This is a genomic window from Saccharomonospora amisosensis (assembly GCF_011761185.1).
GTDB classification, from domain to species: domain Bacteria; phylum Actinomycetota; class Actinomycetes; order Mycobacteriales; family Pseudonocardiaceae; genus Saccharomonospora_A; species Saccharomonospora_A amisosensis.
The window spans coordinates 3924259-3950302 of sequence record NZ_JAAOYM010000001.1 but is presented as its reverse complement, the minus strand read 5'-3'; the positions used below and the strand labels follow the sequence as shown (position 1 = coordinate 3950302).

The 26044-nt window shown below is 67.7% G+C and carries 22 protein-coding genes, 1 tRNA gene and 2 pseudogenes; 13 read left to right on the top strand and 12 right to left on the bottom strand.

Annotated features, from left to right (window positions below; genetic code table 11):
- Nucleotides 1-25: 25 nt before the first annotated feature.
- Both FHU38_RS19195 and aceE read right to left on the bottom strand, forming a co-directional pair.
- A complete protein-coding gene (locus FHU38_RS19195) occupies nucleotides 26-1237 on the bottom strand; it encodes an alpha-hydroxy acid oxidase (RefSeq protein ID WP_167173378.1) in 1212 nt (403 codons plus the stop codon).
- Between the two features lie 67 nt (nucleotides 1238-1304).
- The gene (gene aceE, locus FHU38_RS19190; protein ID WP_167173376.1) at nucleotides 1305-4115 is read right to left on the bottom strand and encodes a pyruvate dehydrogenase (acetyl-transferring), homodimeric type; all 2811 of its coding nucleotides are present in this window, start codon (nucleotides 4113-4115) and stop codon (nucleotides 1305-1307) included.
- Nucleotides 4116-4507: 392 nt separating this feature from the next.
- Here aceE and FHU38_RS19185 point away from each other — a divergent pair, with 392 nt between their 5' ends.
- The 6 genes from FHU38_RS19185 to FHU38_RS19160 all read left to right on the top strand — a co-directional run bounded on the left by FHU38_RS19185 (nucleotide 4508) and on the right by FHU38_RS19160 (nucleotide 7465).
- On the top strand, nucleotides 4508-4933 hold the full coding sequence (locus FHU38_RS19185; protein ID WP_167176297.1) for a DUF3052 domain-containing protein: 426 nt from the start codon (nucleotides 4508-4510) through the stop codon (nucleotides 4931-4933).
- A gap of 102 nt (nucleotides 4934-5035) precedes the next feature.
- On the top strand, nucleotides 5036-5497 hold the full coding sequence (locus tag FHU38_RS19180) for a peroxiredoxin (RefSeq protein ID WP_167173373.1): 462 nt from the start codon (nucleotides 5036-5038) through the stop codon (nucleotides 5495-5497).
- Between the two features lie 37 nt (nucleotides 5498-5534).
- Nucleotides 5535-5606 (top strand) — tRNA-Val (locus FHU38_RS19175).
- Nucleotides 5607-5711: 105 nt separating this feature from the next.
- Complete coding sequence (locus FHU38_RS19170; protein WP_167173371.1) at nucleotides 5712-5945, top strand: hypothetical protein; 234 nt, start codon at nucleotides 5712-5714, stop codon at nucleotides 5943-5945.
- Between the two features lie 4 nt (nucleotides 5946-5949).
- Nucleotides 5950-6222, top strand: a complete 273-nt coding sequence (locus tag FHU38_RS19165) for a hypothetical protein (protein ID WP_167173369.1) — start codon at nucleotides 5950-5952, stop codon at nucleotides 6220-6222.
- A gap of 286 nt (nucleotides 6223-6508) precedes the next feature.
- Nucleotides 6509-7465 (top strand): neutral zinc metallopeptidase, encoded by a 957-nt coding sequence (locus tag FHU38_RS19160; RefSeq protein WP_167173367.1) that lies wholly within the window; start codon nucleotides 6509-6511, stop codon nucleotides 7463-7465.
- Between the two features lie 37 nt (nucleotides 7466-7502).
- Here the strand turns inward: FHU38_RS19160 and FHU38_RS19155 are convergent, their stop codons facing one another.
- On the bottom strand, nucleotides 7503-8027 hold the full coding sequence (locus FHU38_RS19155) for a 2'-5' RNA ligase family protein (RefSeq protein WP_167173365.1): 525 nt from the start codon (nucleotides 8025-8027) through the stop codon (nucleotides 7503-7505).
- 280 nt (nucleotides 8028-8307) lie between these two features.
- Complete coding sequence (locus FHU38_RS19150) at nucleotides 8308-8778, bottom strand: MarR family winged helix-turn-helix transcriptional regulator (RefSeq protein WP_167173362.1); 471 nt, start codon at nucleotides 8776-8778, stop codon at nucleotides 8308-8310.
- Between the two features lie 103 nt (nucleotides 8779-8881).
- Here FHU38_RS19150 and FHU38_RS19140 point away from each other — a divergent pair.
- Nucleotides 8882-9564, top strand: a pseudogene (locus FHU38_RS19140) (DUF998 domain-containing protein).
- A gap of 203 nt (nucleotides 9565-9767) precedes the next feature.
- Nucleotides 9768-10316 (top strand): DUF4383 domain-containing protein, encoded by a 549-nt coding sequence (locus tag FHU38_RS19135; RefSeq protein ID WP_167173358.1) that lies wholly within the window; start codon nucleotides 9768-9770, stop codon nucleotides 10314-10316.
- Between the two features lie 46 nt (nucleotides 10317-10362).
- On the opposite strand, the gene FHU38_RS19130 is transcribed toward FHU38_RS19135, so the two are convergent.
- Nucleotides 10363-11118 carry a PP2C family protein-serine/threonine phosphatase gene (locus FHU38_RS19130; protein ID WP_167173356.1) on the bottom strand — a complete coding sequence of 252 codons (756 nt, stop codon included), beginning with the start codon at nucleotides 11116-11118 and terminating at the stop codon, nucleotides 10363-10365.
- Between the two features lie 257 nt (nucleotides 11119-11375).
- On the opposite strand from FHU38_RS19130, the gene dnaE reads away from it, so the two are divergent.
- Nucleotides 11376-14954, top strand: coding sequence for a DNA polymerase III subunit alpha (dnaE, locus tag FHU38_RS19125; RefSeq protein ID WP_167176295.1), 3579 nt, complete (start codon nucleotides 11376-11378; stop codon nucleotides 14952-14954).
- 26 nt (nucleotides 14955-14980) lie between these two features.
- Entirely contained in the window at nucleotides 14981-16453 is a 1473-nt protein-coding gene (locus tag FHU38_RS19120) for an MFS transporter (RefSeq protein ID WP_167173354.1), read from the top strand.
- Between the two features lie 251 nt (nucleotides 16454-16704).
- On the opposite strand, the pseudogene FHU38_RS19115 reads toward FHU38_RS19120, so the two are convergent.
- Nucleotides 16705-17474 (bottom strand): annotated as a pseudogene (locus tag FHU38_RS19115) (SIR2 family NAD-dependent protein deacylase).
- Between the two features lie 119 nt (nucleotides 17475-17593).
- Between FHU38_RS19115 and FHU38_RS19110 the strand changes: the two are divergent.
- On the top strand, nucleotides 17594-19528 hold the full coding sequence (locus FHU38_RS19110) for an acyl-CoA dehydrogenase family protein (protein WP_167173352.1): 1935 nt from the start codon (nucleotides 17594-17596) through the stop codon (nucleotides 19526-19528).
- A 24-nt stretch (nucleotides 19529-19552) separates the two neighbouring features.
- On the opposite strand, the gene FHU38_RS19105 is transcribed toward FHU38_RS19110, so the two are convergent.
- The 4 genes from FHU38_RS19105 to FHU38_RS19090 form a co-directional block, all read right to left on the bottom strand.
- Nucleotides 19553-20209, bottom strand: coding sequence for a DedA family protein (locus FHU38_RS19105; RefSeq protein WP_167173349.1), 657 nt, complete (start codon nucleotides 20207-20209; stop codon nucleotides 19553-19555).
- A 127-nt stretch (nucleotides 20210-20336) separates the two neighbouring features.
- Nucleotides 20337-21344, bottom strand: a complete 1008-nt coding sequence (gene lipA, locus FHU38_RS19100; protein ID WP_167173347.1) for a lipoyl synthase — start codon at nucleotides 21342-21344, stop codon at nucleotides 20337-20339.
- Between the two features lie 36 nt (nucleotides 21345-21380).
- On the bottom strand, nucleotides 21381-22331 hold the full coding sequence (locus FHU38_RS19095; protein ID WP_167173345.1) for an oxidoreductase: 951 nt from the start codon (nucleotides 22329-22331) through the stop codon (nucleotides 21381-21383).
- Nucleotides 22332-22407: 76 nt separating this feature from the next.
- Nucleotides 22408-22944 carry a hypothetical protein gene (locus tag FHU38_RS19090; RefSeq protein ID WP_243852297.1) on the bottom strand — a complete coding sequence of 179 codons (537 nt, stop codon included), beginning with the start codon at nucleotides 22942-22944 and terminating at the stop codon, nucleotides 22408-22410.
- Nucleotides 22945-23074: 130 nt separating this feature from the next.
- On the opposite strand from FHU38_RS19090, the gene FHU38_RS19085 reads away from it, so the two are divergent.
- The gene (locus FHU38_RS19085) at nucleotides 23075-23674 is read left to right on the top strand and encodes a TetR/AcrR family transcriptional regulator (RefSeq protein ID WP_167173341.1); all 600 of its coding nucleotides are present in this window, start codon (nucleotides 23075-23077) and stop codon (nucleotides 23672-23674) included.
- Between the two features lie 22 nt (nucleotides 23675-23696).
- On the top strand, nucleotides 23697-24632 hold the full coding sequence (locus FHU38_RS19080; RefSeq protein WP_167173339.1) for an LLM class F420-dependent oxidoreductase: 936 nt from the start codon (nucleotides 23697-23699) through the stop codon (nucleotides 24630-24632).
- A 16-nt stretch (nucleotides 24633-24648) separates the two neighbouring features.
- Here the strand turns inward: FHU38_RS19080 and lipB are convergent, their stop codons facing one another.
- Nucleotides 24649-25386, bottom strand: a complete 738-nt coding sequence (gene lipB, locus FHU38_RS19075; RefSeq protein ID WP_167173336.1) for a lipoyl(octanoyl) transferase LipB — start codon at nucleotides 25384-25386, stop codon at nucleotides 24649-24651.
- Nucleotides 25383-26030: a phosphatase PAP2 family protein gene (locus FHU38_RS19070; RefSeq protein ID WP_167173334.1), complete on the bottom strand. Its 648-nt coding sequence runs from the start codon at nucleotides 26028-26030 to the stop codon at nucleotides 25383-25385. The genes lipB and FHU38_RS19070 overlap by 4 nt, the downstream gene beginning before the upstream one ends.
- Nucleotides 26031-26044 lie beyond the last annotated feature (14 nt).

Here is a 26044-nt window from a genome sequence, read left to right as displayed (position 1 = left end):
GCCAGTGTTCTCACCCGTTCGTGGCTCACCGGAGCGTGGCGTGAGAACTGTTCAGGTCTGCGATGGTGCGCACGCCGAGTAGCTGCATCGTCCGCACGATCTCGGCGCGCAGGATGTCCACGGCGCGCTGCACTCCGCGCTCCCCTCCCGCCATCAACCCGTACAGATAGGCCCTGCCGATCAGGCAAAGATCAGCGCCCATGGCCGTGGCCGCCACGATGTCGCCACCGCTGAGAATGCCGGTGTCGATCCACACCTCGGCGTCCCCTCCGACGAGGTCCAGGGTCGGCCGCAACAACTCCAGGGGTGTTGGCGCCCTGTCCAGCTGCCGCCCGCCATGGTTGGAAAGCAACACGGCCTGCGCGCCCGCCTTGACCACATCACGCGCGTCGACTGGATTCTGTATGCCCTTGACGACGAGTTTGCCAGGCCACTTCTCGCGCACCCAGGCGAGATCGTCGTAGTCGAGGGTGGGATCGAAGATCCTGTTGATCAGCTCTTCGACGGTGCCGCCCCACGTCTTCAGAGAAGCGAACGCCAGCGGTTCGGTGGTGAGCAGGTTCAGCCACCATGTCGGGTGCACGGCTCCGTCGACGAAGGTACGCAGTGTCAACGCAGGAGGGATGGTCAGCCCGTTGCGGAGGTCACGCAGGCGCGAGCCGCCGACCGGGGTGTCCACCGTCAACATCAGCGTGTCGTAACCCGACTCCCACGCCCGCCGCATCAGTTCGGCACCCGCGCCGTGGTCGCGCCACACGTAGAGCTGGAACCATTTCCTGGCCTGCGGTGCGGCGGCAGCTACGTCCTCGATCGAGGTCGTTCCCATGGTGGACAGCGAGTACGGGATTCCGCTGCGCTGGGCGACGCGGGCGACGGCGCGCTCGCCCTCGTGGTGCATCATGCGAGTGAATCCGGTGGGCGCGAACGCGAACGGCAGCTCGCTACGGGTGCCGAGCACCTCCACGCTGGTGTCTACATCGGACACACCACGCAACACGTTCGGGCGGAACTCGACCGCGCGGTACGCCTGCCGCGCCCTGCGCAAGCTGTCCTCGAGTTCCGCCGCACCGTCGGTGTAGTCGAACACCGCCCTGGGTGTGCGGCTTCTGGCGACGGTTCGCAGGTCGGCGATCGTGTGTGCCCCCGCGAGCCTGCGGTCGGTCGGGTTCAACACGATCGGCTTCGGACGCAGCAGTTGCGCCAGCTCGGTGGGTCGTGGCAGGCGGCGTTTCGACAAGGGATGCCTCCTTATGACACGAGCGGCCCGCCGCCGAGAAGGGCGACGGGCCGCTGCGGAATCCACCTCAAGCGACGCCGGAGTCCGACAGTTGCGGTCCGGCGGCGGTGACGTCATGGATCTGGTACCTGCGTGCGGCCTCGACAACCGACTCCTGAGCGAGCTGCCCGCGCCTGGAGAGCATCGCGAGCACTCCGACCGTGATCGATTCCGCGTCGACGAGGAAGTACCTGCGGGCGGCGGGCCGGGTGTCGGAGAAGCCGAACCCGTCCGTGCCCAGTGTGAGCATGTCGGTGGGTACCCACGGGCGGATCAGGTCGGGAACGGCACGCATCCAGTCCGACACGGCGACGATGGGTCCCTCGGCGTCCTGCAACATCCTGGTCACGAACGGCACCCTCGGAGTGTCCGCCGGGTAGAGGAAGTTGTCGCGGTCCACCTCCACCGCCTCGCGGCGCAACTCGTTCCATGAGGTCGCCGACCAGATGTCGGCGCGGACGTTCCACTCCTGCGCCAGCATCTCCTGTGCGCGAAGCGCTTCCGGCATGGCGACACCGGAAGCGAGGATCTGGGCCCTCGGCCCGTCGCCGTCGGGCGCTGAGCGGTACCGGTAGAGACCCTTCAGCAGCGCGTCCACATCGAGGTCCTCCGGCTCGGCAGGCTGCTGGTAGGGCTCGTTGTAGACGGTGATGTAGTAGTAGACGTTCTCCCCGTTGCCGTCGGGTCCGCCCTCGCCGTACATCCGGCGCAGCCCGTCGCGCACGATGTGGGCGATCTCGAACGACCACGCCGGGTCGTAGGAAACCACCGCCGGATTCGTGGCCGCCAGCAGTAACGAGTGGCCGTCGGCGTGCTGTAGTCCCTCACCGGTGAGCGTGGTGCGGCCAGCGGTGGCCCCTAGCACGAAGCCGCGGGTCATCTGGTCCGCCGCCGCGTACAGCCCGTCGCCGGTGCGCTGGAACCCGAACATCGAGTAGAAGATGTAGATCGGGATCATCGGCTCACCGTGCGTGGCGTAGGACGTGCCCGCGGCGGTGAACGATGCCGTGGAGCCGGCCTCGTCGATCCCCTCGTGCAGCAGCTGGCCCTGCTCGGACTCCTTGTAGGCCAACATGAGCTGCGCGTCGACGGAGGTGTAGGTCTGCCCGTGCGGGTTGTAGATCTTGGCGGTGGGGAACATCGAGTCGAGGCCGAACGTGCGTGCCTCGTCCGGGATGATCGGCACCAGCCGGTGCCCGATCTCGGGGTCCTTGGCCAACTCACGCACCAGCCGCACGAACGCCATCGTGGTGGCCACTTCCTGCTTGCCGGAGCCCTTGCGGATGGCCTCGTAGACCTTGTCGCCCGGAAGTACCAGCGGCTTGGCCGCGTTGCCTCGGCGCTGCGGCAGGAAACCGCCGAGCGCCTTGCGGCGGCCGAGCATGTACTCGATCTCCGGTGATTGCTCACCGGGGTGGTAGTACGGCGGTAGCTTCGGGTCCCGCTCCAGTTCCCGGTCGCTGATGGGGATGCGCTGGGCGTCGCGGAACAGTTTGAGGTCGTCCAGCGTCAGCTTCTTCATCTGGTGGGTGGCGTTACGGCCCTCGAACGCGGGACCGAGACCGTAGCCCTTGATCGTGTGGGCGAGGATCACGGTCGGCTGCCCGTGCTGTTCCAGCGCCGCCTTGTAGGCCGCGTAGACCTTGCGGTAGTCGTGCCCACCGCGCTTGAGGTTCCAGATGTCGGCGTCGGAGAGATCCTTGACGAGGTCCTTGGTGCGTGGGTCGCGCCCGAAGAAGTGTTCACGCACGTACGCGCCGTCATTGGCCTTGTACGTCTGGAAGTCGCCGTCCGGCGTGGTGTTCATCAGGTTCACCAGTGCGCCGTCGCGGTCGGCGTGCAGCAGCGCGTCCCACTCGCGACCCCAGATGACCTTGATCACGTTCCAGCCCGCGCCGCGGAAGTAGGCCTCCAGCTCCTGGATGATCTTGCCGTTGCCTCGCACCGGGCCGTCCAGTCGCTGCAGGTTGCAGTTGATGACGAACGTGAGGTTGTCCAGGCCCTCGCCGGAGGCCACGTGAATGAGGCCGCGCGATTCCGGCTCGTCCATCTCGCCGTCACCCAGGAACGCCCACACGTGCTGGTCACTGGTGTCCTTGATGCCTCTGGCGTGCAGGTACCGGTTGAACCGGGCCTGGAAGATCGCGTTCATCGGGCCGAGGCCCATCGAAACGGTGGGGTACTCCCAGAAGTCGGACATCAGCCTGGGGTGCGGGTACGAAGGCAGCCCGCCGCCCTCGCCCGCGTGCGAGTACTCCTGCCGGAAGCCGTCGAGCTGGTCGGCGGTGAGCCTGCCCTCGAGGAAGGCTCGCGCGTAGATGCCGGGGGAGGCGTGGCCCTGGATGAAGACCTGGTCGCCGCCGCCGGAATGGTTCTTGCCTCGGAAGAAGTGGTTGAAGCCAACCTCGTACAACGCCGCCGAGGATGCGTAGGTGGAGATGTGGCCGCCGACGCCGACCCCGGGACGCTGCGCCCGGTGCACCATGATCGCCGCGTTCCACCGGATGTACGCACGGTAGCGACGTTCGATCTCCTCATCACCTGGGAACCACGGTTCGTTCTCGGTGGGGATGGTGTTGACGTAGTCGGTCGCCGTCAGCGGGGGGACGCCGACGTTACGTTCGCGCGCGCGCTCCAGCACCCTGAGCATGAGGTACCTCGCGCGCTGCCGACCACCTCTCGCCAGCGCCGCATCGAAGGAGTCCAGCCATTCCGCGGTCTCCTCCGGGTCGATGTCGGGAAGGTGTGCCGCCAGTCCGTCACGGATGACACGGACACGCGCTGGCGCTCCCTGACCAGCGGCACCGTCGCGGCCGGTCCTGTGGTTGTCGGGGGCCAAGGGATCTCCTCGCCGGTTCTCGTCTCACTTCGGGTATCTAGTGGTTCATCTGCCATCGTCGTCGCAAAAACGGCTTCCGTCACCACTACTCAGTGGTAACGTCGCGAGGCTCTCTTCGTCGCGTTCTCGCTGCTGAAGCCGCAGGTGGAGCTACACTGCCAGCCTAGTTCAGCGCACCCTGTGCGCGGCGTCCACGGCAAGGAGTCGGGCCGGTACCGGTCGCGGTGTCGGCACTACGCTCCTACGCTGCGGGACACGAGTTGCGGTCGATCCGGTGTGGACGGTTGCGTCGTGCGCCGCGCCAGTGTTCGCTAGCCCCATCCGTGTACGAGACGTGCGGCTGTCACGCCAGTGACGCGCCGCACACAATTGTAGTTGGAGGAGTGACTGTCGTGGTCGCCGCGGGAGACGCTGACCAGAACAGCGTCGCCGAGAGGCTCGGGATCAAGCCGGACATGGTGGTCCAGGAGCTGGGCTGGGACGAGGACGTCGACGAGGAGGTCCGAGCGGCCATCGAGGAGCACATCGAAGGTGAGCTGCTTGACGAGGACGCGGACGAGGTTATCGACGTGGTACTGCTCTGGTGGCGGGACGGCGACGGAGACCTGGGTGACGCTCTGGTGGATGCTCGCGCTCCGCTGGAGGAGAACGGCGTCATCTGGGTGCTGACCCCCAAGACGGGGCAGCCCGGGCACGTCGAGCCGAGCGAGATCGCCGAGGCGGTGCCGACCGTGGGGCTTTCGCAGACCTCCAACCTCAGCGTCGGTGAGGGCTGGACCGGCACCCGCCTGGTTCCGAGGTCGAAATCACGTCGTTGACGCCCAGGTGGGCGCGTGCTCACGCGCCCACCACCACGATAGGGTTATGCGGCGCACCTGATCTTTCGTTGCCGCACCACCGGAGTGGAAGGAAACGCGTCTATGGCGGTCGAGGTGGGGCAGCAGGCCCCGGACTTCACGCTCAACGACTACAACAAGCAAGAAGTCACACTGTCCTCGTTCCGCGGGCAGCAGCCGGTCCTACTCGTGTTCTACCCGTTCGCCTTCAGCGGCATCTGCCAGGGTGAGCTGTGCCAGCTCAGGGACGAGTTCGCCGACTACGAAAGCGAGAACGTGCAGGTCCTTGGCATCTCGGTGGACACGCCGTTCTCGTTGAAGGCGTGGGCGGAGCAGCAGGGCTACCAGTTCCCGCTGCTGTCGGACTTCTGGCCGCACGGCGAGGTCGCGAAGGCGTACGGTGTGTTCAACGCCGACGCGGGGCTTGCCGTTCGCGGGACGTTTCTGGTCGACACCGAGGGCATCGTGCGGTTCGCCGAGGTCAACGCGCCTGGTGAGCCCCGCGACCAGCAGGCGTGGAAGAAGGCCGTCGCCGACCTGACGTGACTTCTCGGCGGTGCCCCTGCTGCGGGGCGCCGCCGCCGGGCGCATAGCTCAGCGGAAGAGCACCTGCCTTACAAGCAGGGGGTCGCAGGTTCGAACCCTGCTGCGCCCACCGAACACTCGACTTCTCATGTAACGCATCGCGGCTTGCAAGTTAACTTGCGATCGAGCTGGCGGCAAGGTAACTTGGCAAACGATGGCAAGGTAACTTGGCATTGTGTGGTCCGAGCCGGTAATCCTGCCCAGCGCTCACAAGCATGGGATCTCCGAGGAGGACATCCTGCACGCCTGGCGCAACGCCGTCGACGTATGGGAGCAGGACGACGACGTGACCATGCTCATCGGCCCGAGCAACTCGGCGCGGCTGCTGGAAGTCGGTCTCGTCGACAGCGACGAAGGGCCTGTGATCGTGCACTGCATGCTCGCGCGAAGGAAATACCTCAGGAGGTGAGACGATGCCACGCACGCTGCAAGAGATCCTCAACCAGCAGGACGAGCTTGCCCGCAGGTTCGAAGATCACGAGCCGGACCCGGCTGATCGCCGAGACCCCGCGCCTCTGGCCGCGATGCGCAAGGCCATGGCAAAGCGTGCCCAGGCCGAGCGCGACCTTCTCGACGCCGTGACCGCAGCCCGTGACGCCGGCTACTCGTGGGCCGCGATCGGCGCGATCGTCGGCACCTCGGGCGAAGCCGCCCGGCAACGCTACGGCCGGCACGCACACATGTGAACAGCCTGACCATCCTGCGGGCACGTGATCGTTCAACGACCCGATAATTGTGGGCCCTTCGCTTACATTGCGACGCGCAAGAACGAAGTACGAGCACACCGCTGGACCCACGATTTCTACAAGCAGGGGGTCGCAGGTTCGAACCCTGCTGCGCCCACCGAGCGTTACTTCGGCCCGGTAGTCGCCAAGCCGACCTTGCCGACTACGTTCCCCATTCGTGACCTTGCCGGTCGCGTTCCCGGATTATTCTCGTTGCCGGTAGACGACACTGATCCAGAAGGTTGCTGTGGACACTGCGGGCGACGATGCCGGCCGGCCGGCGAGCGACATCGAAGCCGGCCGGCCGTACATCGAGGACCTGCCGCTGACGTTGTGGGAAGGCGACGACGACCCGCAGCGGCCTCACCCGCCGCGTGCTGACCGTGGGTGGCGGTGGGCTCTGCCCGTCGGTGCCGCGCTGCTACTGGTGGCCACGCTTGTGCTGGTGGTGCCCACCTTCGACCGCGCGGTCGGCGACGCACCCGCCGCTGCCCGAACATCGGCGAGGCCCGCGGCACAGCCGCAGGACTCGGCGTTGCTGACGGCAGGGGTAAGCCTGGGCAAGGTCACGTGTGACCTCCCAAGGCTGGGAGCGGGGCGCCCAGCGCTGCGCGCCTACTACCGGGCGCAGTTGCGCTGTCTGGACGCGGCGTGGAAGCCCGCGCTGGATCGGGCGGGAGTTCCTTTCGAACCGGTGCGGGTGCGCATCGTCGACGAACCTCGTACCGCGTGCGGAGCGCTTCCGCCGCAGGAGGAGGCCACGGGGCTCTACTGCGACAAGGACATGACCATCTATCTGCCAAGGGACCGCACGCTCGCCGCGTTCGGCCTGGCGCGGGAAGCGCACGTGGCCACCCTCGCCCACGAGTACGGTCACCACGTCCAGCATCTCAGCGGGATTCTGGCGGCTGTTAACCGCAGGCTCGCAAGGGTCGAGCCGGATAGTCCGCAGGACAAGGAACTGGGCAGGCGCGTGGAGTTGCAGGCCAACTGCTTCGCCGGAATGTTCCTTGGCAGCGCCTCGGGTAGCGGGGCGGTCAGTGTCGATCTCGCGGAAGCGGCCGTCGACGACTTCCGCAACTGGGTCGACAGCGAAACCCACGGCTCCAGCCGGACACAGCGGCGGTGGGCGATGCGCGGCTACCACGGCAAGACGGTGGCGGCGTGTGACACCTGGCAAGCTACCCTCCACCAGGTCGAATAGCTGGGGCAGTGCCGGTTCGGTGCGCCGGTTCGCCGCGTCAGGGCAGCGTGGCCAGCGGCCACAGTCTCGCGGTGGAACTGTCGATCAAGGCCGCTCTGTTCACCCGGACGGTCAGCGGCAGCACCTCGTAGGCGGCAGCGGCGACCAGCGGCAGTTGCTGTGTCGTTGCCCTCGTCGCCAGCGAGGAATGCGGCAGCCATCGCCCGATCTCGTAATGCCGGTGCACCACCGCGCCGGTGCCACGCACGGCCTGTACCACCTGCTGTTGCCGTGGCACCAGATCAGCGGGCACGGCGGGCACGAGAGCCACCCTGCCACGGCGAAACGCCGCGATGGCGTCGAAGGTGAGATCGAAGCCGCCCCGGTCGGCGAGCGCGTCCACCGCGGCGCGCACCGCCTCGACGTCGTAGTCCAGCAGCACCACGTAGGACACATGCGGATGGTGCTGCCCGTGGGTGTGGGAGTGCAGCGTTGGCACACCCTGCGACTCCAGCCGGAGCCACAACCTGCGCAGAGCTCGCTCGGACCCGCCGTCGAAGAGCAGGCACACGCCGAGAGCCACGGACAACGAGCTTAGGGCGTGTTCAGGAACTGGTGTCGGTGCGGACGCTCAATCAGAGTCCATCGTGGCAACGGAAGGCAGCGGCAGCTTCCTTTCCGTAGGTTGATCCCGCACTTCACGGCGTGACGCTGTGGGTTGAGACCGAGGTCGAACGCGGGTGCGGCCACCAGCCTGTCCCTTCGCCGCTCGATGTGCTCACCGGTCGACGCGGACGACGAACGGTCGATACCTGTGGATCAAGGTCGCGAGGGTTGTCGTGATCGGTTGCCGTTGCGGCGGATCACCCGGTGGTCGCCCGGATCTGGTTCGCTTGTTGGCGTGCCACGGCGCGCATCCGCGTGAACAGCGTGAGCAGCATCTGGATCTGCTTGTCGTCGTACTCGGCCAGCGCCTGTGCCCAAGCGTGCTGCATTCCGGTGAACAGCGGCTCGATCTGTGCCAACCGTTCAGGCACGGCACGCACGAGCACCCGTCGCCGGTCCTGGCGGTCGTGTTCGCGCCTGACCCAACCCCCTCGTTCCAGCCGGTCGATCATGCGGGTGACGGCTCCGGTGGTCAGTCCGGTTCGCGTGGCCAGGTCGCCCGCGGTCACCTCCTCGGTCTCGCTCACGGCGGTCAGGCACTTGAAGTCGCCAAGGCTCAGGCCCAGGCGGTCGGCCACCGCCTGTTGGAGCAGTACGCCGTCGGCGATGGTCTGGGTCAGTTCGTGCTGCAGGTGCTTGAGCAGGGCTTCGCGGTCAGGGGTCGACATGCATCCATCTTGGCTTGGCGGCAGGGGTTGACATGCATCTATCTGAGTGCGTCATACTCTGCACAACACATTATCTGCATAATGCAGGAAAAGGGGATGTTGGATGAGACCGGAAAAGCTGTGGTGGACAGGAGTCGCGGGGCCAGCCCTGTTCACTCTGATCTGGTTGGTCGAGGGCGTGCTCAGACCCGGTTATGACCCCATGCGCAACTGGATCAGTGAGCTGGCCTTGTCCGAACGTGGTTGGATCCAGATCGTGAACTTCCTGCCACTGGACTGCTTCTCGCGCTGTACGGCCTCGCCCTGCGCGGCACTCTCACCCGCGGAACGGGTGCGGTCTGGGCACCCAGATGGGTCATGGCCGCCGGGGTGGCCTTTGTCCTGGCGGGGGTGTTTGTGATCGATCCGGGCACATACTCACCGGCCGGCGTCTCCACCGAGCGGACCTGGCACGGCCTCCTGCACGACATCGTCGGGCCGATCGCTTTCGCCGCCATCGCGGCGGCTGTGGTAGTGCTGTTGCGGCGCTTCACCCGCTGGATCGGCTGGACCGCGGCTGCCGCGGTGGTGGCGCTGTGGATGGCGGCGGGAGCGGTGAACGGCTTGGATTACGCGGGTGTCTGGTCGCCCGCGCCCGCGGGACTGTTTCAACGGCTTTCCATCCTGGTCGGTTTCGGCTACCTCGCCTGGACTGCCTGGCGAATCCGGTCCGAGGTGGCTCAGCGGCCCGAGCACGCCGCTGGCACCGGCGATGCCTACGCCAGCCGCGAACCGTCATCGCGTTGATCACGCCAACGGGACTTCGCTGAGGCGAACCGCTGCTCGCCTGTGTTCGGTTGGACGCTCTTGCCGTGCGAGGAAACGCACCGGCTCGATGCCGCCGATCGGGCACCAAGCCTTGTGGCCAGTGACGGTGACGCGGTTTCCGCGCTGGTCACCACGGGTACCCGAAAGGATGTGTCGCCTAGCACACCCATGAGGAGGCGGTCATGACACGTTCCCCGACTGAGACCCGCGTGAGCGTGCGCGGATTGCAGCCCGTACAGGTCGTTGCCGGTCTGGTTGGTCTGATCTACCTGGCATTGGGCATCATCGGCCTGGTGATCAGCGGTTTCGGCGACTTCACCGCCAGCACGCACAGCACGATGTGGATCTTCTCGGTCAACCCGCTGCACAACGTGGTCCACCTCGGCGTCGGCTTGCTGGGTGTGCTCATGGCGCTGAACTCCGGACTGGCGCGCACCTACGGCTGGGTGCTGTTCGTGGCCTTCGGCCTGCTCTTCGTGTGGGGGCTGGCGATTACCGGCGTGTTCACCAGCAACCCGGTGAGCGGTCTCGGCAACCCGCTGGCCATCGACACCGCCGACACGTGGCTGCACTTCGGTACCGCGATCGCCGGACTGCTCATCGCGGTGATGCCCGCACGCAAGGTGGTCGAGCACGTGGGGACCCAGCCCACCGAGCCCACCGAGGAGTCGCGTGGTTCGGAGCGTGGCGGGGCGCACCGGCGGCTGTGGCGAAGGGGTACCGCCCATTGAGCCGCCAATGGGAGACCACATGGCACCGGCCGAGGCAGGCCGGCCGTCACGACGAGGGTGAGCTGACCTCGGCCACCACACAGGTGATGTTGTCCGGTCCGCCGCCTTCGTTGGCCAAATCGATCAGCTGGTGAACGGCCTCCTCGGGGTCGGCCGCGCGGCCGAGGACCGTACTCAGGTCCTCGGCCGTCGCCACGTCCGTGAGCCCGTCGGAGCACAGTAGGTACTTGTCACCGGGCCGCGCGGTATGTAGCGAAAGGTCGGGCTCACCCGGGGAGCCCGCCATCAGTGCCCGAACCAGCACGGACCTGCTCGGGTGACGCGCGGCCAGTTCGGCGGGCATCCTGCCCTGATCCACGAGGGTCTGAACCATCGTGTGATCCCTGGTGAGCTGTGTGAGCTCGCCGTCTCTGAACAGGTAGCCACGGGAGTCACCGACGTGGGCCAGCGCGAAGCTGGGGTACGCCCACAGCATCGCGGTCAGCGTAGTGCCCATCCCGGTGAGTGCGGGGTCCTCGGCCACACGCCGGTCGAGCCGCTCGGCGGCGTCGGCCACCCCGGCGGCCAGTTCCTCCACGAGGTCGACATCGGCTCGCCCCGTCTCCGCGAGCCGGTTGTCGAGAGCTTCCATCGCGGCGATCGCGAGAGCGCTCGCCACCTCGCCCGCCGCGTGGCCGCCCATGCCGTCGGCCACGGCGAGCAGGTGCGCGGTCGCATAGGCGGAGTCCTCGTTCTCACTGCGCCGCTGACCGACGTCGGAGCCAGCGGCGTAGCGAAGGGTGAGGGCCTCGTCTCGTGTCATGGGTGCAGTGAACCATTGCTCGAAGCGGTTGACGACGTCAGAAGGTGCATCAGGTGAGGCAGCACCCCTGAGGGTCTCGATGTCGTCACGGTGTCGCCGATCATGTGCACCTTGTCCGCCACTCCAGCCCCCGCGATTCCGCCTGCCGCCGTGCGCGGCCAGTCTCCGCGTTTCTGTCGCGGGCGCGGTCTAGGGTATGCAGTCTGAGGTTCGCGCCGCATCGTGCGCTCATGTCGTTCAATGGGAGGTTCTCGCTGGTGTCGAACGATTCCTTCGTCCACCTGCACGTCCACACCGAGTACTCGATGCTCGACGGTGCGGCGAAGATCGCTCCCCTGTTCGGCGAGGCGTCGAGGCTGCGAATGCCCGCGGTGGGGATGACCGACCACGGCAACATGTATGGCGCCGACGAGTTCTACCAGCAGGCGCGCAAGGCGGGCATCAAGCCGATCATCGGGATCGAGGCCTACGTCGCACCGGAGAGCCGGTTCCACAAGAAGCCGGTGTTCTGGGGGCAGAGCAGCCAGCGAGGTGCCGACGAGTTCGGTGAGGGTGGCGACGTCTCCGGCGGTGGCGCCTACACGCACATGACGATGCTGGCGGAGAACGCCACCGGGCTGCGCAACCTCTTCAAGCTCTCGTCGCTGGCCAGCATGCAGGGCTACTACCGCAAACCAAGGATGGACAGGGAGCTGATCGCCGAGAACGCCGAGGGCATCATCGCCACCACCGGCTGTCCCTCCGGCGAGGTGCAGACCCGGTTGCGGCTGGGGCAGAAGGCCGAGGCACTGCGGGCGGCCGCCGATTACCGCGACATCTTCGGCAAGGACAACTTCTTCCTCGAGTTGATGGACCACGGGCTGCCGATCGAGCGGTCGGTGCGCGAGGGCCTGCTTGAGATCGGAAGGGAGCTCGGTCTTCGCCCACTGGCGACCAACGACTCCCACTACGTCACCAAGGACCAGGCCGACTCGCACTCGGCGCTGTTGTGCGTGCAGTCGGGCAAGACCCTGTCCGACCCCAACCGGTTCAAGTTCGACGGCGACGGCTACTACCTCAAGTCCGCAGCCGAGATGCGCGAGTACTGGGACACGGAGGTCCCCGGCGCGGCCGACGCGACCCTGCTGATCGCCGAGCGGGTGCAGTCCTACGAGGAGGTGTACGCCCACCGCGACCGGATGCCGAAGTTCGAGGTGCCGCAGGGACACACCGAGGCGAGCTGGCTGCACCACGAGGTGATGAAGGGCCTGCGGTGGCGCTTCCCCGACGGGGTTCCCGACGGCTACCACGAGCGCGCCGAGTTCGAGTTGCAGGTGATCGCCGCGAAGGGCTTCCCGTCCTACTTCCTGGTGGTCGCGGACCTCATCAACTACGCGCGTCAGGTCGGTATCCGGGTCGGGCCGGGTCGTGGTTCGGCGGCCGGATCGTTGGTCGCCTATGCGCTCGGTATCACGAACCTGGACCCGATCCCACAGAAGCTGCTGTTCGAGCGGTTCCTCAACCCCGAGCGGGAGTCGATGCCCGACATCGACATCGACTTCGATGACCGCAGGCGCGGCGAGATGGTGCGCTACGCCACCGAGAAGTACGGCGCCGACCGGGTGGCCCAGGTGATCACGTTCGGCACCATCAAGACGAAGGCCGCGATCAAGGACGCGGCCAGGGTGCACTTCGGCCAGCCCGGCTACGCGATCGCGGACCGGATCTCCAAGGCACTACCGCCGCCGATCATGGCCAAGGACATCCCGCTCGCGGGCATCGTCGACCCCGAGCACGAGCGCTACCCCGAGGCCGCGGAAGTGCGCTCGCTCGTGGAGAGCGACCCGGAGGTCAAGACGATCTTCGATACCGCCCGCGGTCTCGAGGGACTGATCCGCAACGCCGGTGTGCACGCCTGCGCGGTCATCATGTCCAGCGAGCCGTTGCTGGACGCCATTCCGTTGTGGCAGCGCGACGACGGGGCCGTGATCACCGGTTGGGACTACCCGTCCTGTGAGGCCATCGGCCTGTTGAAGATGGACTTCCTCGGACTGCGCAACCTGACGGTGATCGGTGACGCCATCGACAACGTCAAGGCCAACCGCGGTGAACAGATCGACCTCGACCGGCTCGGACTGGACGACCCCGACGCTTACAAGCTGCTCGGGCGAGGCGACACGCTCGGCGTGTTCCAGCTCGACGGCGGTGCCATGCGCGACCTGCTGCGCAGGATGCAGCCGACCGGCTTCGACGACATCGTCGCGGTGCTCGCCCTGTACCGGCCGGGACCGATGGGCATGAACGCCCACAACGACTACGCCGACCGCAAGAACGGGCGGCAGCAGATCAAGCCGATCCATCCACAGCTCGAGCTGCCCCTGAAAGACATCCTGGCCGAGACCTACGGCCTGATCGTCTATCAGGAGCAGATCATGCAGATCGCCCAGAAGGTCGCGGGCTACTCGATGGGTCGCGCCGATGTGCTGCGGCGGGCGATGGGCAAGAAGAAGAAGGAGGTGCTGGAGAAGGAGTTCGAGGGCTTCCGGGAAGGGATGCGAAGCAGCGAACTCGTTCCCGGCGGCTTCTCCGACGAGGCGATCCAGGCGCTGTGGGACACGATCCTGCCTTTCGCGGGATACGCGTTCAACAAGAGCCACGCGGCGGGATACGGACTGATCGCGTACTGGACGGCCTACCTCAAGGCGAACTACCCGGCCGAGTACATGGCCGCGCTGCTCACCTCCGTGGGCGACAACAAGGACAAGTCGGCGGTGTACCTGTCCGAGTGCCGCAGGCTCGGTATCAGGGTGCTGCCACCGGACGTCAACGAGTCGGGCCAGCGGTTCGCCGCGGTCGGCGACGACATCCGGTTCGGTCTGGGTGCCGTGCGCAATGTCGGCGCCAACGTGGTGGACTCGATCATCGCCACGCGCGAGTCGAAGGGTAAGTACTCCTCCTTTACCGACTTCCTCGACAAGTCCGAGCTGGTGGTCTGCAACAAGCGGGTGATCGAGTCGCTGATCAAGGCCGGTGCGTTCGACTCGCTCGGCAATTCCCGGCTGGCCATGGTTCGGGTGCACGAGGAGGCGGTGGAAGCCGTCGTGCCGCTGAAGCGGCAGGAGGCGATGGGGCAGTTCGACCTCTTCGGCGGCGGTGACGACAGTGCTCAGGCGTCGTCGTCCTCCCCGCTGGCGCACCTGCGGTTCGACGAAGAGGAGTACCCGCGCAAGCAACTGCTCGCCTACGAACGCGAGATGCTCGGCCTGTACGTCTCGGCGCACCCGCTGGACGGCGCCGAGCGCATCCTGCGCAAGCACGCCAAGCGTCCGATCGCCGCGATCCTGGCCGACCCGCCGAAGGAGGGCGAGATCGAGGTCGCGGGCCTCATCACGTCGATGGAGCGGCGGGTCAACAAGAGGGGCGAGCCCTGGGCGATCTGCACGATCGAGGACATGGACGCCGCACTGGAGGTGCTGTTCTTCCCGAAGTCCTACGCGTTGTTCGCGGCCGACCTGGTGGAGGACAACGCAGTGGTGGTCAAGGGCAGGGTCAACTGGCGTGAGGAGAAGATGTCGGTCTTCGGCGCCGGACTCGTGCCACTGGACCTCAGCGACGTCACCGACGGCGACGAGGAACCGCCGCTGGTGTTGCTCGCCTCGGCGGAGAAGATCACCCACGGTGTCGTGACCGAGCTCAAACAGACGCTTCAGGCACACCGTGGCGACACCCCGGTGCGGTTGAAGCTGCTCGGAACGAACCGCGAAACGGTGTTCGCGCTGTACGACTACCCGGTCAAGGTCACGTCCATGTTGATGGGTGAGCTGAAAGGCATCCCGGGGATCACGGCGAGCAGCTGAGCGCACCCCGCAATAGCGTGGAGGGGGTGGCGTCCGAACCATCCGAGCCAGATCCACGCCGCTGGCGCTCCCTCGCCGTCACCCTGGCCGCGGGGTTCATGTCCTTGCTGGACGTCAGCATCGTGAACGTCGCGCTGCCGTCGATCCAGCGCGGCCTCGAGGCGTCAGAGGCTGGCGTGCAGTGGGTGGTGTCCGGGTACGCCCTCACGTTCGGCCTCGTGCTGGTGTCAGGCGGCAGGCTGGGTGATGCGCTGGGACGGCGGCGAATGTTCCTCGTCGCACTGTCGGCGTTCGTGGTCACCAGCGCCACAGCGGGGGCGGCGACGAGTGAGTTGATGCTGGTGGCGGCGCGGCTTGCGCAGGGCGTGGCCGCCGGACTGCTCACCCCGCAGAACACCGGACTGATCCAGGAACTGTTCCACGGCGCCGAGCGGGGCAGGGCGTTCGGCATCTTCGGCACCACTGTGGCCATCTCCACCGCACTCGGCCCCATCCTCGGCGGCTTGATCATCGCGGCGTTCGGGGTGGAGAACGGCTGGCGCTGGGTGTTCTACGTCAATGTCCCGATCGGGGTGTTGGCGCTGGTGCTCGCCGCACGGCTGCTGCCTCGGGCGCCACGGCAGGCTGTGCCGCTGCGTTCGCGGCTGGACATGGGGGGCATCGTGCTGCTCGGTGCGGCGGTGCTGGCGGTGCTGCTGCCGTTGGTGCGCTTCGAGCAGGACGGGCTTCGGCAGCTTTGGTGGCTGCTTCCGCTCGCGGTCGGGTTCGGGTTCGCGTTCGTGCGCTGGGAACGGCGGGTGCTGGTGAGGCGCGGTTCCCCGTTGTTGGACCTGCGGCTGTTCACCCGCACTCCTGGCTACGCCACGGGTGCGGCCATCGCGACCGTCTACTTCTCCGGTTTCGCGGGCATCTGGCTGGTGTTCGCGCTGTTCTTCCAGCACGGGCTTGGCTACACCCCGCTGCAGTCCGGGCTGGCCGTCACACCGTTCGCGCTCGGCGCGGCGGTTTCGGCCACGGTGGCGGGCAGACTCGTCGACCGCTGGGGCCGCAGGCTGACGGTCGCGGGGTTGTCGCTGGTGGCGGCCGGGCTCGGCATCGTCGCCCTGATCGTGCCGCAGGTGACCGCCTCGGTGACCGGTTTTGCCACGGCGGGCCCCTTGCTGGCCGCCGGTGTCGGGGGAGGCATGGTGGTCTCACCGAACACCACGCTGACGCTCGACAGGGTGCCGACACGCATGGCCGGGGCCGCCGGAGGTGCGTTGCAGACGGGGCAGCGGCTCGGCACCGCGGTGGGTGTGGCCGCGCTCGCCTCCGTGTTCCATGCGGTCGTGACCGATGACGGCGGCAACTATCCGCTCGCGTTGTCGCTCGCGCTGCTATGTGCGGTGGCGTTGCTGCTGGTCGCGTTGGCTCTCGCGGTGCTGGACGCACAGCGCAACCCGCACCGGCATCTCACCCCGCGATCACACGACGTCACCGAAGCTCGGCCATTCGAGTGAGGTTGGCTCTCGAACTTATTGCGCCATCTGGCAGTACCCACTGCGAGCGGGTAGACGTTAGGAGAGCCTGCTACGAGGTCATTCGCCGCGCGGAGTGGCCACGGCGGGGCCGCTGACACCGGCTCGGCCAAGTGCCCTGAGTGACCTTTCTGCAGCGTTGTCGGCGACCGCGGGGGATCGAGCGGGGACGTGATGCGGAGGGCTCCAACCCGGGTGGGCCCCGGAAGGTAGGGGCCGGGGTTCCACCCGGTTCAGTCCGGCCTCACGCTGCCGACCAGGTCGGGTAACACCTCGCCGAGCGGGCCACGCAGCACCGCTGCCGCCGCGTCGTCGTAGGGCGTTTCGGAGGCGTTGCACACCACGACGCTCGCCCCTGAACTGGCGGCGAGACCGACGAGGCCTGCCGCCGGTTGCACGGTGAGGGAACTGCCTGCCACGAGCAGCACATCGCAGAACACCGCCTCCACCCGTGCCTTGTCCAGGACCAGCGGGTCGAGCGACTGACCGAAGGAGACGGTGGCCGACTTCAGAATGCCACCGCAGACCTCACACGGCGGGTCGGTCTCGCCCGCCCGCACCCGGTCGAGCGCGCGGCGCATGTCGCGTCGATCGGAGCAGCTCAGGCACACGGTCTCGAACATCGTGCCGTGCAGTTCGATAACCCGAGCCGGGTCCGAGCCAGCCTTCTGATGCAGCCCGTCGATGTTCTGGGTGATGATCGACGACAGCTTGCCGGACCGTTCCAGGTCCACCAACGCGGTGTGGGCCGGGTTGGGGTGGGCTTGCCAGCCGGGATGTTCCACCCGCGCGCGCCAGGTCTGCTCCCGTACCTGCCTGTCGTTGAGGTAGGAGTTGATGTCGGAGCGCCGCTCCGCGCCGGGGTCACGCGTCCAGACCCCGTTGGGGCCGCGAAAGTCGGGATACCGGATTCCGTGGACACCCCGGCTCCTGTCATGACAACGATGCGGCATGCGGCCGCGAGCAGGCGCCTTGCCTGCTGAAACTCCTCGGCACCGGCCATGCCTTCAATGATGCCTCCCCCGATGGGGCAGGTTGTCCATTCGTTCTCCGGGTTTCGGATCCGCTACCGCTGAGTAACACTGGTCACATGCGATGAGCTGCCGACGGCGAGGAGGACCGATGACCGACCACACGCAGGTCACGGAGAAGCAAGCCAGGGCGGTCGCCGAGGAGGCGAGGGAGAGCGGCTGGCAGAAGCCCTCGTTCGCCAAGGAGCTGTACCTCGGCCGCTTCCGGATGGATCTCGTCCACCCGCACCCGAGGCCCAGTTCGGAGGAGGCCGCGAAAGCCGAGCGGTTCCTCACCAGGCTGCGGGAGTACTGCGAAACCCTCGACCCCGCGGTGATCGAGCGGGAGGCCCGCATTCCTGACACCTACGTCAAGGGCCTGGCCGAACTCGGTTGCTTCGGCATCAAGATCCCCGAGCCCTACGGTGGGCTCGGACTGACCCAGGTGGCGTACAACCAGGCGCTCATGCTGGTCGGGTCGGTGCACTCGACCCTGAGCGTGCTGCTGTCGGCACACCAGTCCATCGGCGTACCGGAGCCGTTGAAGCTGGCAGGCACGCCGGAGCAGAAGGAGAAGTACCTGCCGCGCTGCGCCAAGGGTGCGGTGTCGGCGTTCCTGCTCACCGAACCGGACGTGGGCTCCGATCCGGCCAGACTGGCGACATTGGCGACGCCCACCTCCGACGGGAAGGCCTACGAACTCGACGGTGTGAAACTGTGGACCACCAACGGCGTTGTCGCCGAGTTGCTGGTGGTCATGGCGAGGGTGCCCAAGAGCGAGGGGCACCCCGGCGGTGTCACGGCCTTCATCGTCGAGGCGGACTCGCCGGGTATCACCGTGGAGCGGCGCAACGCGTTCATGGGACTGCGCGGCATCGAGAACGGCGTCACCCGCTTCCACAAGGTGCGGGTGCCCAAGGAGAACGTCGTCGGCGGCGAGGGCAAGGGACTGCGGATCGCGCTGGCGACGCTGAACACGGGAAGGTTGTCCGTGCCCGCCTCCTGCGCTGGCGCGGGCAAGTGGGCGCTCAAGATCGCAAGGCAGTGGTCTGCGGAACGGGTGCAGTGGGGCAAGCCCGTCGGCGACCACGAGGCCGTAGCGCGAAAGATTTCCTTCATCGCGGCCACGACGTACGCGTTGGAGGCCGTGGTGGATCTCTCGGCGCACATGGCCGACGAGGGCAGGAACGACATCCGCATCGAGGCCGCGCTGGCGAAGCTGTGGGCAAGTGAGATGGCCTGGTTGATCGCCGACGAGCTGGTGCAGATCCGTGGTGGCCGCGGTTACGAGACGGCGGAGTCGCTGGCCGCACGCGGGGAGCGCGCGGTACCCGCCGAGCAGTTGCTCCGGGACCTGCGGATCAACCGGATCTTCGAGGGTTCGACGGAGATCATGCACCTGCTCATCGCGAGGGAGGCGGTTGACGCGCACCTCGGCGCGGCGGGTGACCTCGCCGATGCCGAGGCCGACCTTCGCAGCAAGGCGACCGCCGCGGCCAAGGCCAGCGGGTTCTACGCGCGCTGGCTGCCGCAACTCGTTGCGGGCAAGGGCCAGTTACCGACGTCGTTTCGGGAGTTCGGGCCGCTGGCCGGGCATCTTCGGTTCGTCGAACGCACGGCAAGGAAACTGGCGCGGTCGACGTTCTATGGCATGGCCCGCTGGCAGGCCGGGCTGGAGAAACGGCAGGCGTTCCTCGCCAGGATCGTCGATATCGGTGCGGAGTTGTTCGCGATGTCGGCCAGCTGCGTACGCGCCGAGATGGAGCGCGAGGACGATGCCGAGCGCGGTGCGTCGGCCTACGAACTCGCCGACGCGTTCTGCGAGCAATCGCGACTGCGGATCGCTCGGCTGTTCGACGAGCTGTGGTACAACACCGACTCCGGCGACAGGCGACTGGCCAAGGCGGTGCTCGACGGCCGGTACAGCTGGCTGGAGGCAGGCGTGCTCGACCCGAGCGAGGGGACCGGCCCGTGGATCGCCGACTGGCGGGCCGGCGCTTCGCAACACGACAACGTCGCGCGCCGCTACCTCTCGGCCACGCGCTGAGTCAGGTACGGGGATCTCGGGATCTCAGTCCTGACGGGCGACAGGCTCGCCGCTCGGCTGGGCTGCCAGCCGAGCGGCGAGCTTCCTGCGCTTGTACCGAACGAGCGCGACCACGGCCACGGCCGCGAGTGCGCCGACCACGATCATGCCGCCGGTGCTGAGCACGCCCTCCACTCGCCTCGCCGCTTCGCCGAGCGCGGCTCCAAGGCTGATGTGCAGCAACGACCAGGCCGCCGCGCCGGAGACGACGGCGGGGAGGAACTTGCGGTAGGGCAGCCCCGACGTGCCTGCCGCCGCCGGGGTCAGCGTCCGTACCACCGGAAGGAACCGGGCGAAGAACACCGCCCACGCGCCGCGTCGCTGCAGGAACCGGGTCGCCTTGTCCCAGGCGTCGGTGCCGTAACGTTGGACGAGCCTGGTCTCGCGCAGGCGTGGCCCGTATCTCCTACCGATCGCGTACCCGATGGAGTCGCCGATGCCCGCGCAGGCGGTGACGACGACCCACAGGGTCAGGAATCGGGGTGCGGTCGTCGCGGTGGTGGCGGCCACCAGCAGGCCGGACTCGCCCGGCGCGATGAACCCGAGCCCGATGGTGCACTCGAGCAACACGAGTAGTCCGGTGGCTCCGACGAGCGCGGGTTGAGGCTGGCTCTGCAGCCAGTCGAGCAGATCGGTTACCACCGGCGTCCCCTTGTGTGTCGTCCCGCGGCGCGTTCCCCCCGCGACGCTGTCACCACTACGACGACATTAGCGCTCTTCGGGTTCACCCGATCTCAGGGTTGTCCCGGGGATCATCCACGCTCCCCGTTCATCGTTGCCGGGCGAGGACGCTGCTGGCCTCCTGCGCGGCGGGCGCGGCGGCGGCCAGGTGCTGGAGATTGTCCGGCAGCGGTTCGCCTCGGTGCTGCTTGGTCTGGGCATAGAGCTTGCCCGCACGGTAGGAGGAGCGCACCAGCGGACCGGCCATGACCCCGGCGAAGCCGAGCGCCTCCGCGGCCCTGGTGTGCTCGACGAACTCCTCCGGCTTGACCCAGCGGTCCACCGGGTGGTGTCGGACGGAGGGCCGCAGGTACTGGGTGATGGTGAGGATCTCGCAGCCTGCCCGCACCAGGTCACGCATCGCGGGCTCGACCTCGTCGGGCCGCTCACCCATCCCGAGGATCAGGTTCGACTTCGTGACCAGCCCCGCCTGCCTCGCCCGCGAGATCACTTCGAGCGAACGCTCGTAGCGGAAACCCGGCCGGATGCGGCGGAAGATGCGCGGCACCGTCTCGATGTTGTGCGCGAGCACCTCGGGCCGCGAGCCGAACACCTCGGCGAGTTGCTCGTCGTCGGCGTTGAAGTCGGGAATCAGCAGCTCGACGCCGGTGCCCGGGTTCATCGCGTGGATCTGCCGCACGGTCTCGGCGTACAGCCACGCGCCGCCGTCGGGCAGGTCGTCGCGGGCCACCCCGGTGACCGTCGAGTACCGCAGCCCCATGGCCTGCACGCTCTCCGCCACCCGGCGAGGCTCGTCGGTGTCCAGTTCGGCGGGCCTGCCCGTGTCGATCTGGCAGAAGTCGCACCGGCGCGTGCACTGGTCACCTCCGATGAGGAAGGTGGCCTCCCTGTCCTCCCAACACTCGTAGATGTTGGGGCAGCCCGCCTCTTCGCACACGGTGTGCAGCCCCTCGCGCCGAACCAGGCCCTTCAGTTCGGTGTACTCCGGGCCCATTCGCGCGCGTGTCCTGATCCACGACGGCTTCTTCTCGATCGGCGTCTGGCTGTTGCGGACCTCGAGTCGCAGCAGCTTCCTGCCTTCCGGCACCACAGTCACGGCCTCAGGGTACGCCCGTGGCGTGGTCCCACACGACTACGCGGGATCGGGCGTGATCCCGGTCAATCGCGCGGTGAGTTCCCACAGCCGCGCACCAAGCGAGGGGTCCAGCGCCGCGCGGGTCGGCCGTGCGGGCCCTGGCCGTCCCCACAACCCGGCGAGGCCACGAGGGCCGTAGTAGTCGCCACCGCTGACACCGGGTGCTGTCGCGGCGTACAGCTGCGGCAGCGCGCCCAGCCGGATGCTCTGGCCGAAGAGTGCGGCCACCCGCCCCGCTGCTTCGACGGCGCGACGCACCGTCCGGTTTGGGTAGGAGCGTGCCATGCCCTGCGCTAGCCCGGTCGCCGCGTAACCGGGATGGGCGGCCAGGCTCGACACCGGCTCGCCGTGCGCGCGCAACCGCCGGTCCAGTTCCATGGCGAACACTTCCTCGGCCAGCTTTGCCTGCGCGTAGGCGGTAGCGGCGTTGTACCTGCGCCGTGTGAAGTTCGGGTCGTCGAGGTTGAGCCGGGCCGCGATCGCCGAGCGGCTGGACACCGTGACCACCCTGGCGTCGGTGCCTCCGCGGAGGGCGGGCATGAGCAACCAGGTGAGTGCCGCGTGCCCGACGTAGTTGGTGCCGAACTGGGTCTCGAACCCGTCGACGGTGGTTCCCTTCGGCGTCCCCATCACCCCGGCGTTGTTGACGAGGATGTCGAGCGCGTCGCCGGTGAGTTCCCGCACGTTCGCGACCGCCTTGCGCACACTCGCCAGGTCTGCGAGGTCCAGAGTCACCAGTGTTGGCTTGGTCCGAGCCAGGATTGAGACCTCGTGCAGCGCGCGCTCACCCCGCCGCGTCGACCGGCAGCCGAGCAGCACGTGGGCACCCGCTGCGGCGAGCACCCTGGCGGTACGCAGCCCCAGCCCGGAGTTGGCGCCGGTGACGAGCGCGGTGCGGCCCGTCTGATCGGGTATGTCGGACTCGCTCCACCCGCTCGATTCGGCCATGGCGCACAGCTAACTACAACTGCTGGCACCACGCCAACACAGTGTGCGGCTTCGTGCGCGCACCGCTACCCCAGCGTCATCCGGTCGGCGCCAGCCTGCGCAACCATTCGCTCACCGGGTTGGAACTCCTGGTCGGGCTCGCGCCCTTGCTACGTAGCAGCGCCACCAGGGTGCCGCCGATGCGTGCCACCTCGTCGCGTGGTTCGCCCGGGTCCGCGAGCCCCGCCGTGAGAGCGAGCATGCGAAGCTCGCCCTCGTGTGCGGGGCGCAGCGCAGGGTATCGCTCGACGTTGGCGTCGAGAACGGCATGCAACGTCGGGTGTTCGCGAACGGCCGCCCGCCATGCCTTGGACACCGCCTCGACGTGGTCGCGCTCCCAGCCGCCCGGCACGTCGGCGGTGTCCTCCGGCCCCGCGACAGCCGCCCGCAGGTGCCCGCTCAGCGCCTGCATCCAGCGGTAGTGCAAGGCCAGTAGCAGTTCCTCCTCGCTGTCGAAGGCCTGCTCGGCGCCGTTGATCCCGGCGAATGGCAACGGTGCCCGTGGGTCGCGCCGTGCCTGCTTGAGGACGGCGTCCATGACGTCTCGCCTGCGGTAGAAGTCGTTCCAGCTCATGGCCTGATCCCCTTCCGTGAGCCGGGTCATACCGTCGGTTTCCGGCATACTCCCGGTACGGACCTGACACGATCAACATACCACCGGTATGGAGCCGATGCGCGGGCGTAAGGTTGTGAGCGTGGCGACAATGAGGTCCAGGCGAGAGAGCTATTCGGAATCCACCCGGTCGGCGCTGGTCAGGAGTGCCGTGGAGCTGTTCACCAAACGTGGCTACGCCGGCACCTCACTCGACGAGATTGCCAGGCGTGCCAGGGTGACGAAAGGTGCGCTGTATCACCACTTCAGTGGTAAGCAGGCCATTTTCGAAGCCGCGTTCGACGCGGTGGAGACCGAGGTGAAAGGTCGCCTGGAAAAGATTCTGCGCGGCTCGCAGCCGCCGTGGGAACGCGCGCTGGAAGGCCTGCGCGAGTTCGTCAACAGTTGCCTCGACCCGGCCTACCAGCGCATCGCGATACACGAGGCGCCGGTGGTGATGGGCTGGCAGCGGTGGCGGCAGGCCGAGGACCGCTACAGCTTCGGCCTGATCCGTGCTGGGCTGCAGGACCTCATCGACGCGGGCGACGTCGTGGACGTGCCGGTGGAGATCACCTCGAGGCTGCTGTTCGGTGCGCTGTCAAGCGCGGCCACCGAGATCGCCAGCTCGCCGGAGCCGGAGCGGGTGGGTGCACAGGTGCAGGAGGTCATCGTGAGGCTGCTGCACCAAGTCAGGTCCGGCACACGCGGCTGATGCGAGGACTAGGCTCGCCGGGGTGGAACTGAGGATCTTCACCGAGCCGCAACAGGGCGCCACCTACGACGATTTGCTGAGGGTCGCCAAGACGACCGAGGAAGCGGGCTTCGACGCCTTCTTCCGATCCGATCACTTCCTGAAGATGGGGTCGGTGTCGGGCCTGCCCGGCCCGACCGATGCCTGGCTCACGCTGGCAGGGCTGGCGAGTCAAACCTCCCGTATCCGGCTCGGCACGCTGGTAACAGCGGCGACCTTCCGGCACCCTTCGGTGCTGGCGATCTCGGTCGCGCAGGTGGACCAGATGTCCGGTGGCCGGGTGGAGTTCGGTCTGGGGTCCGGCTGGTACGCGGCCGAGCACGAGGCTTACGGCATCCCGCTGCCGCCGCTTCGCGAGCGTTTCGACCGCTATGCCGAGCAACTGGAGATCATCACCGGCTTGTGGGAGACGCCGGAAGGTGACACGTTCTCCTTCAACGGCAAGCACTACACGCTCGTTGACGCTCCCGCCCTCCCGAAACCCACCCAGCGGCCCCGGCCGCCGGTGATCCTTGGTGGCACCGGCAGGAAGCGCACACCCGAGCTGGCCGCGCGGTACGCCGACGAGTTCAACATCCCGTTCAACGACACCAGCACCGCGCTCGAGCAGTTCGAGCGGGTGGACGCGGCAGCGGCGGCGCTGGGGCGGGATCCCGAAAAGCTGGTGCGGTCGGCCGCGCTCGTGGTGGCGGTCGGCAGGGACGAGGCAGAGCTCGCCCGCAGGGCAGACGCCATCGGAAGGGACGTCTCGGAACTGAGGCGCAACGGCGTCGCGGGAACACCGGCCGAGGCTGTCGACACCATCGGCCGGTGGACCGAGACGACGGGCGTCAAAAGGCTGTACTTGCAGGTGCTCGACCTGTCCGACCTTGACCATCTGGAGTTGATCGCCTCACAGGTGATGGCCCAGCTCGACTAGGAGTTAAGCGCGCCCGTCAGCTCGGTGCGGCGATGGCTTCCGGTGGCTGTAGCGATCGCGGCAGCCACCGGTCCTCGCTGACCGGCAGTTCGCCGTCGAGTGCGGCCAACACGGCCTTGCACGCCACCGGAAGCACCTCCGCCACCGACACGTCACGACCGAGCTCGGCCGAAAGCGACGTCACGCCCGCGTCGTCGATGCCGCAGGGCACGATCTTGTCGAAGGCCGCGAGGTCGGCGTCGCAGTTCAACTCGAAGCCATGCATAGTGACCCCGCGTTGAACGCGGATCCCGATGGCGGCGATCTTACGTTCGCCGCCCCGCTCGTCGCGCGGCAGCCACACGCCACTGCGGCCCTCGATCCTGCCCGTGCGCACGCCGAACTCGTCGCACACGCTGATGAGAGCTTCCTCGATGCGCCGGACGTAGTGCACGACGTCGATCGGGTCGGCGAGCTTCACGATCGGGTAGCCGACGAGTTGCCCGGGTCCGTGCCAGGTGATCCGGCCGCCGCGGTCGACATCGATCACTTCCGAGCCGTCGGTGGGCCGGTCCTGCGGCTGGGTGCGCTTGCCCGCGGTGTAGACCGACGGGTGTTCCAGCAGCAGCATCGTGTCGGGCCCACGGCCGTCGGCGCGTGCCTCGGCGTAGCCGCGCTGCAGTTCCCATGCCTGGAGGTAGTCGATCGTGCCGAGCTGTCGCACGTCGACGGGTTCGACGTCGGCCCGGCATGATCTGTTCGCAGTCTCGGTCACGATGCTGAGGCTACGCCGCCGCGAGGTGGCGGCAACAGTTTCAGGGCCACCCCGACCAGCAGGCCGACCCCGCCGACGGCGAGGACCGCGCCGACGGTGTCGGTGAGCCAGTGCACGGCCAGCGCCACCCTCGCGGCGGCCGCGAGGGCGGTGGCCACGACGGCAAGCCACGACACCAGCCGTACCAGGTGCGGGTAGAGCCATGCGCACAGCACGGCGAGCGCGAAACCCGTGCTCGCGACGGAGGCCACGTGCCCACTGGGGTAGCTGAACGCGTCGGGGTAAGTGCGAGGGCGGTCTCTCGCGAAGATCGGCTTGGCGACGACACTGGTGATCCGGCATGCGACGAGCAGGATCAACACGCGGAGCAGGGTCCGCGTCCTCGGGTCGTCGAGTTGCCGTAGGCGCACGGTGACCACGATCAGCGCCACACCGGTGATCACCGGAAGCGGCGGGCCCAGCACCAGGCTCACCCAGGCGGCGACGGTACCGACGGCGCCCTGCCATTGCCCGCCGATCGTCTCCCGCAGCGCGTCGTCTACCACGCCAGGCGACCCGCGCACCACGAGGCCGAGTGCGACGAAGACCGCGAGGAGCACCGCGCCGAGAACGACGTTGGAGCGCGCGGTGGTCACGGCGGTCACGGTGCGCACCGCCG

Bases quoted from the DNA above. Each gene is read 5' to 3' on its own strand.
- FHU38_RS19180 (WP_167173373.1), top strand. From the start codon at position 5,036: ATGGCGGTCGAGGTGGGGCAGCAGGCCCCGGACTTCACGCTCAACGAC.
- FHU38_RS19165 (WP_167173369.1), top strand. From the start codon at position 5,950: ATGCCACGCACGCTGCAAGAGATCCTCAACCAGCAGGACGAGCTTGCC.
- FHU38_RS19150 (WP_167173362.1), bottom strand. From the start codon at position 8,778: ATGTCGACCCCTGACCGCGAAGCCCTGCTCAAGCACCTGCAGCACGAA.
- FHU38_RS19135 (WP_167173358.1), top strand. From the start codon at position 9,768: ATGACACGTTCCCCGACTGAGACCCGCGTGAGCGTGCGCGGATTGCAG.
- FHU38_RS19130 (WP_167173356.1), bottom strand. From the start codon at position 11,118: ATGACACGAGACGAGGCCCTCACCCTTCGCTACGCCGCTGGCTCCGAC.
- FHU38_RS19110 (WP_167173352.1), top strand. From the start codon at position 17,594: ATGACCGACCACACGCAGGTCACGGAGAAGCAAGCCAGGGCGGTCGCC.
- FHU38_RS19095 (WP_167173345.1), bottom strand. From the start codon at position 22,331: ATGGCCGAATCGAGCGGGTGGAGCGAGTCCGACATACCCGATCAGACG.
- FHU38_RS19090 (WP_243852297.1), bottom strand. From the start codon at position 22,944: ATGAGCTGGAACGACTTCTACCGCAGGCGAGACGTCATGGACGCCGTC.
- FHU38_RS19085 (WP_167173341.1), top strand. From the start codon at position 23,075: ATGAGGTCCAGGCGAGAGAGCTATTCGGAATCCACCCGGTCGGCGCTG.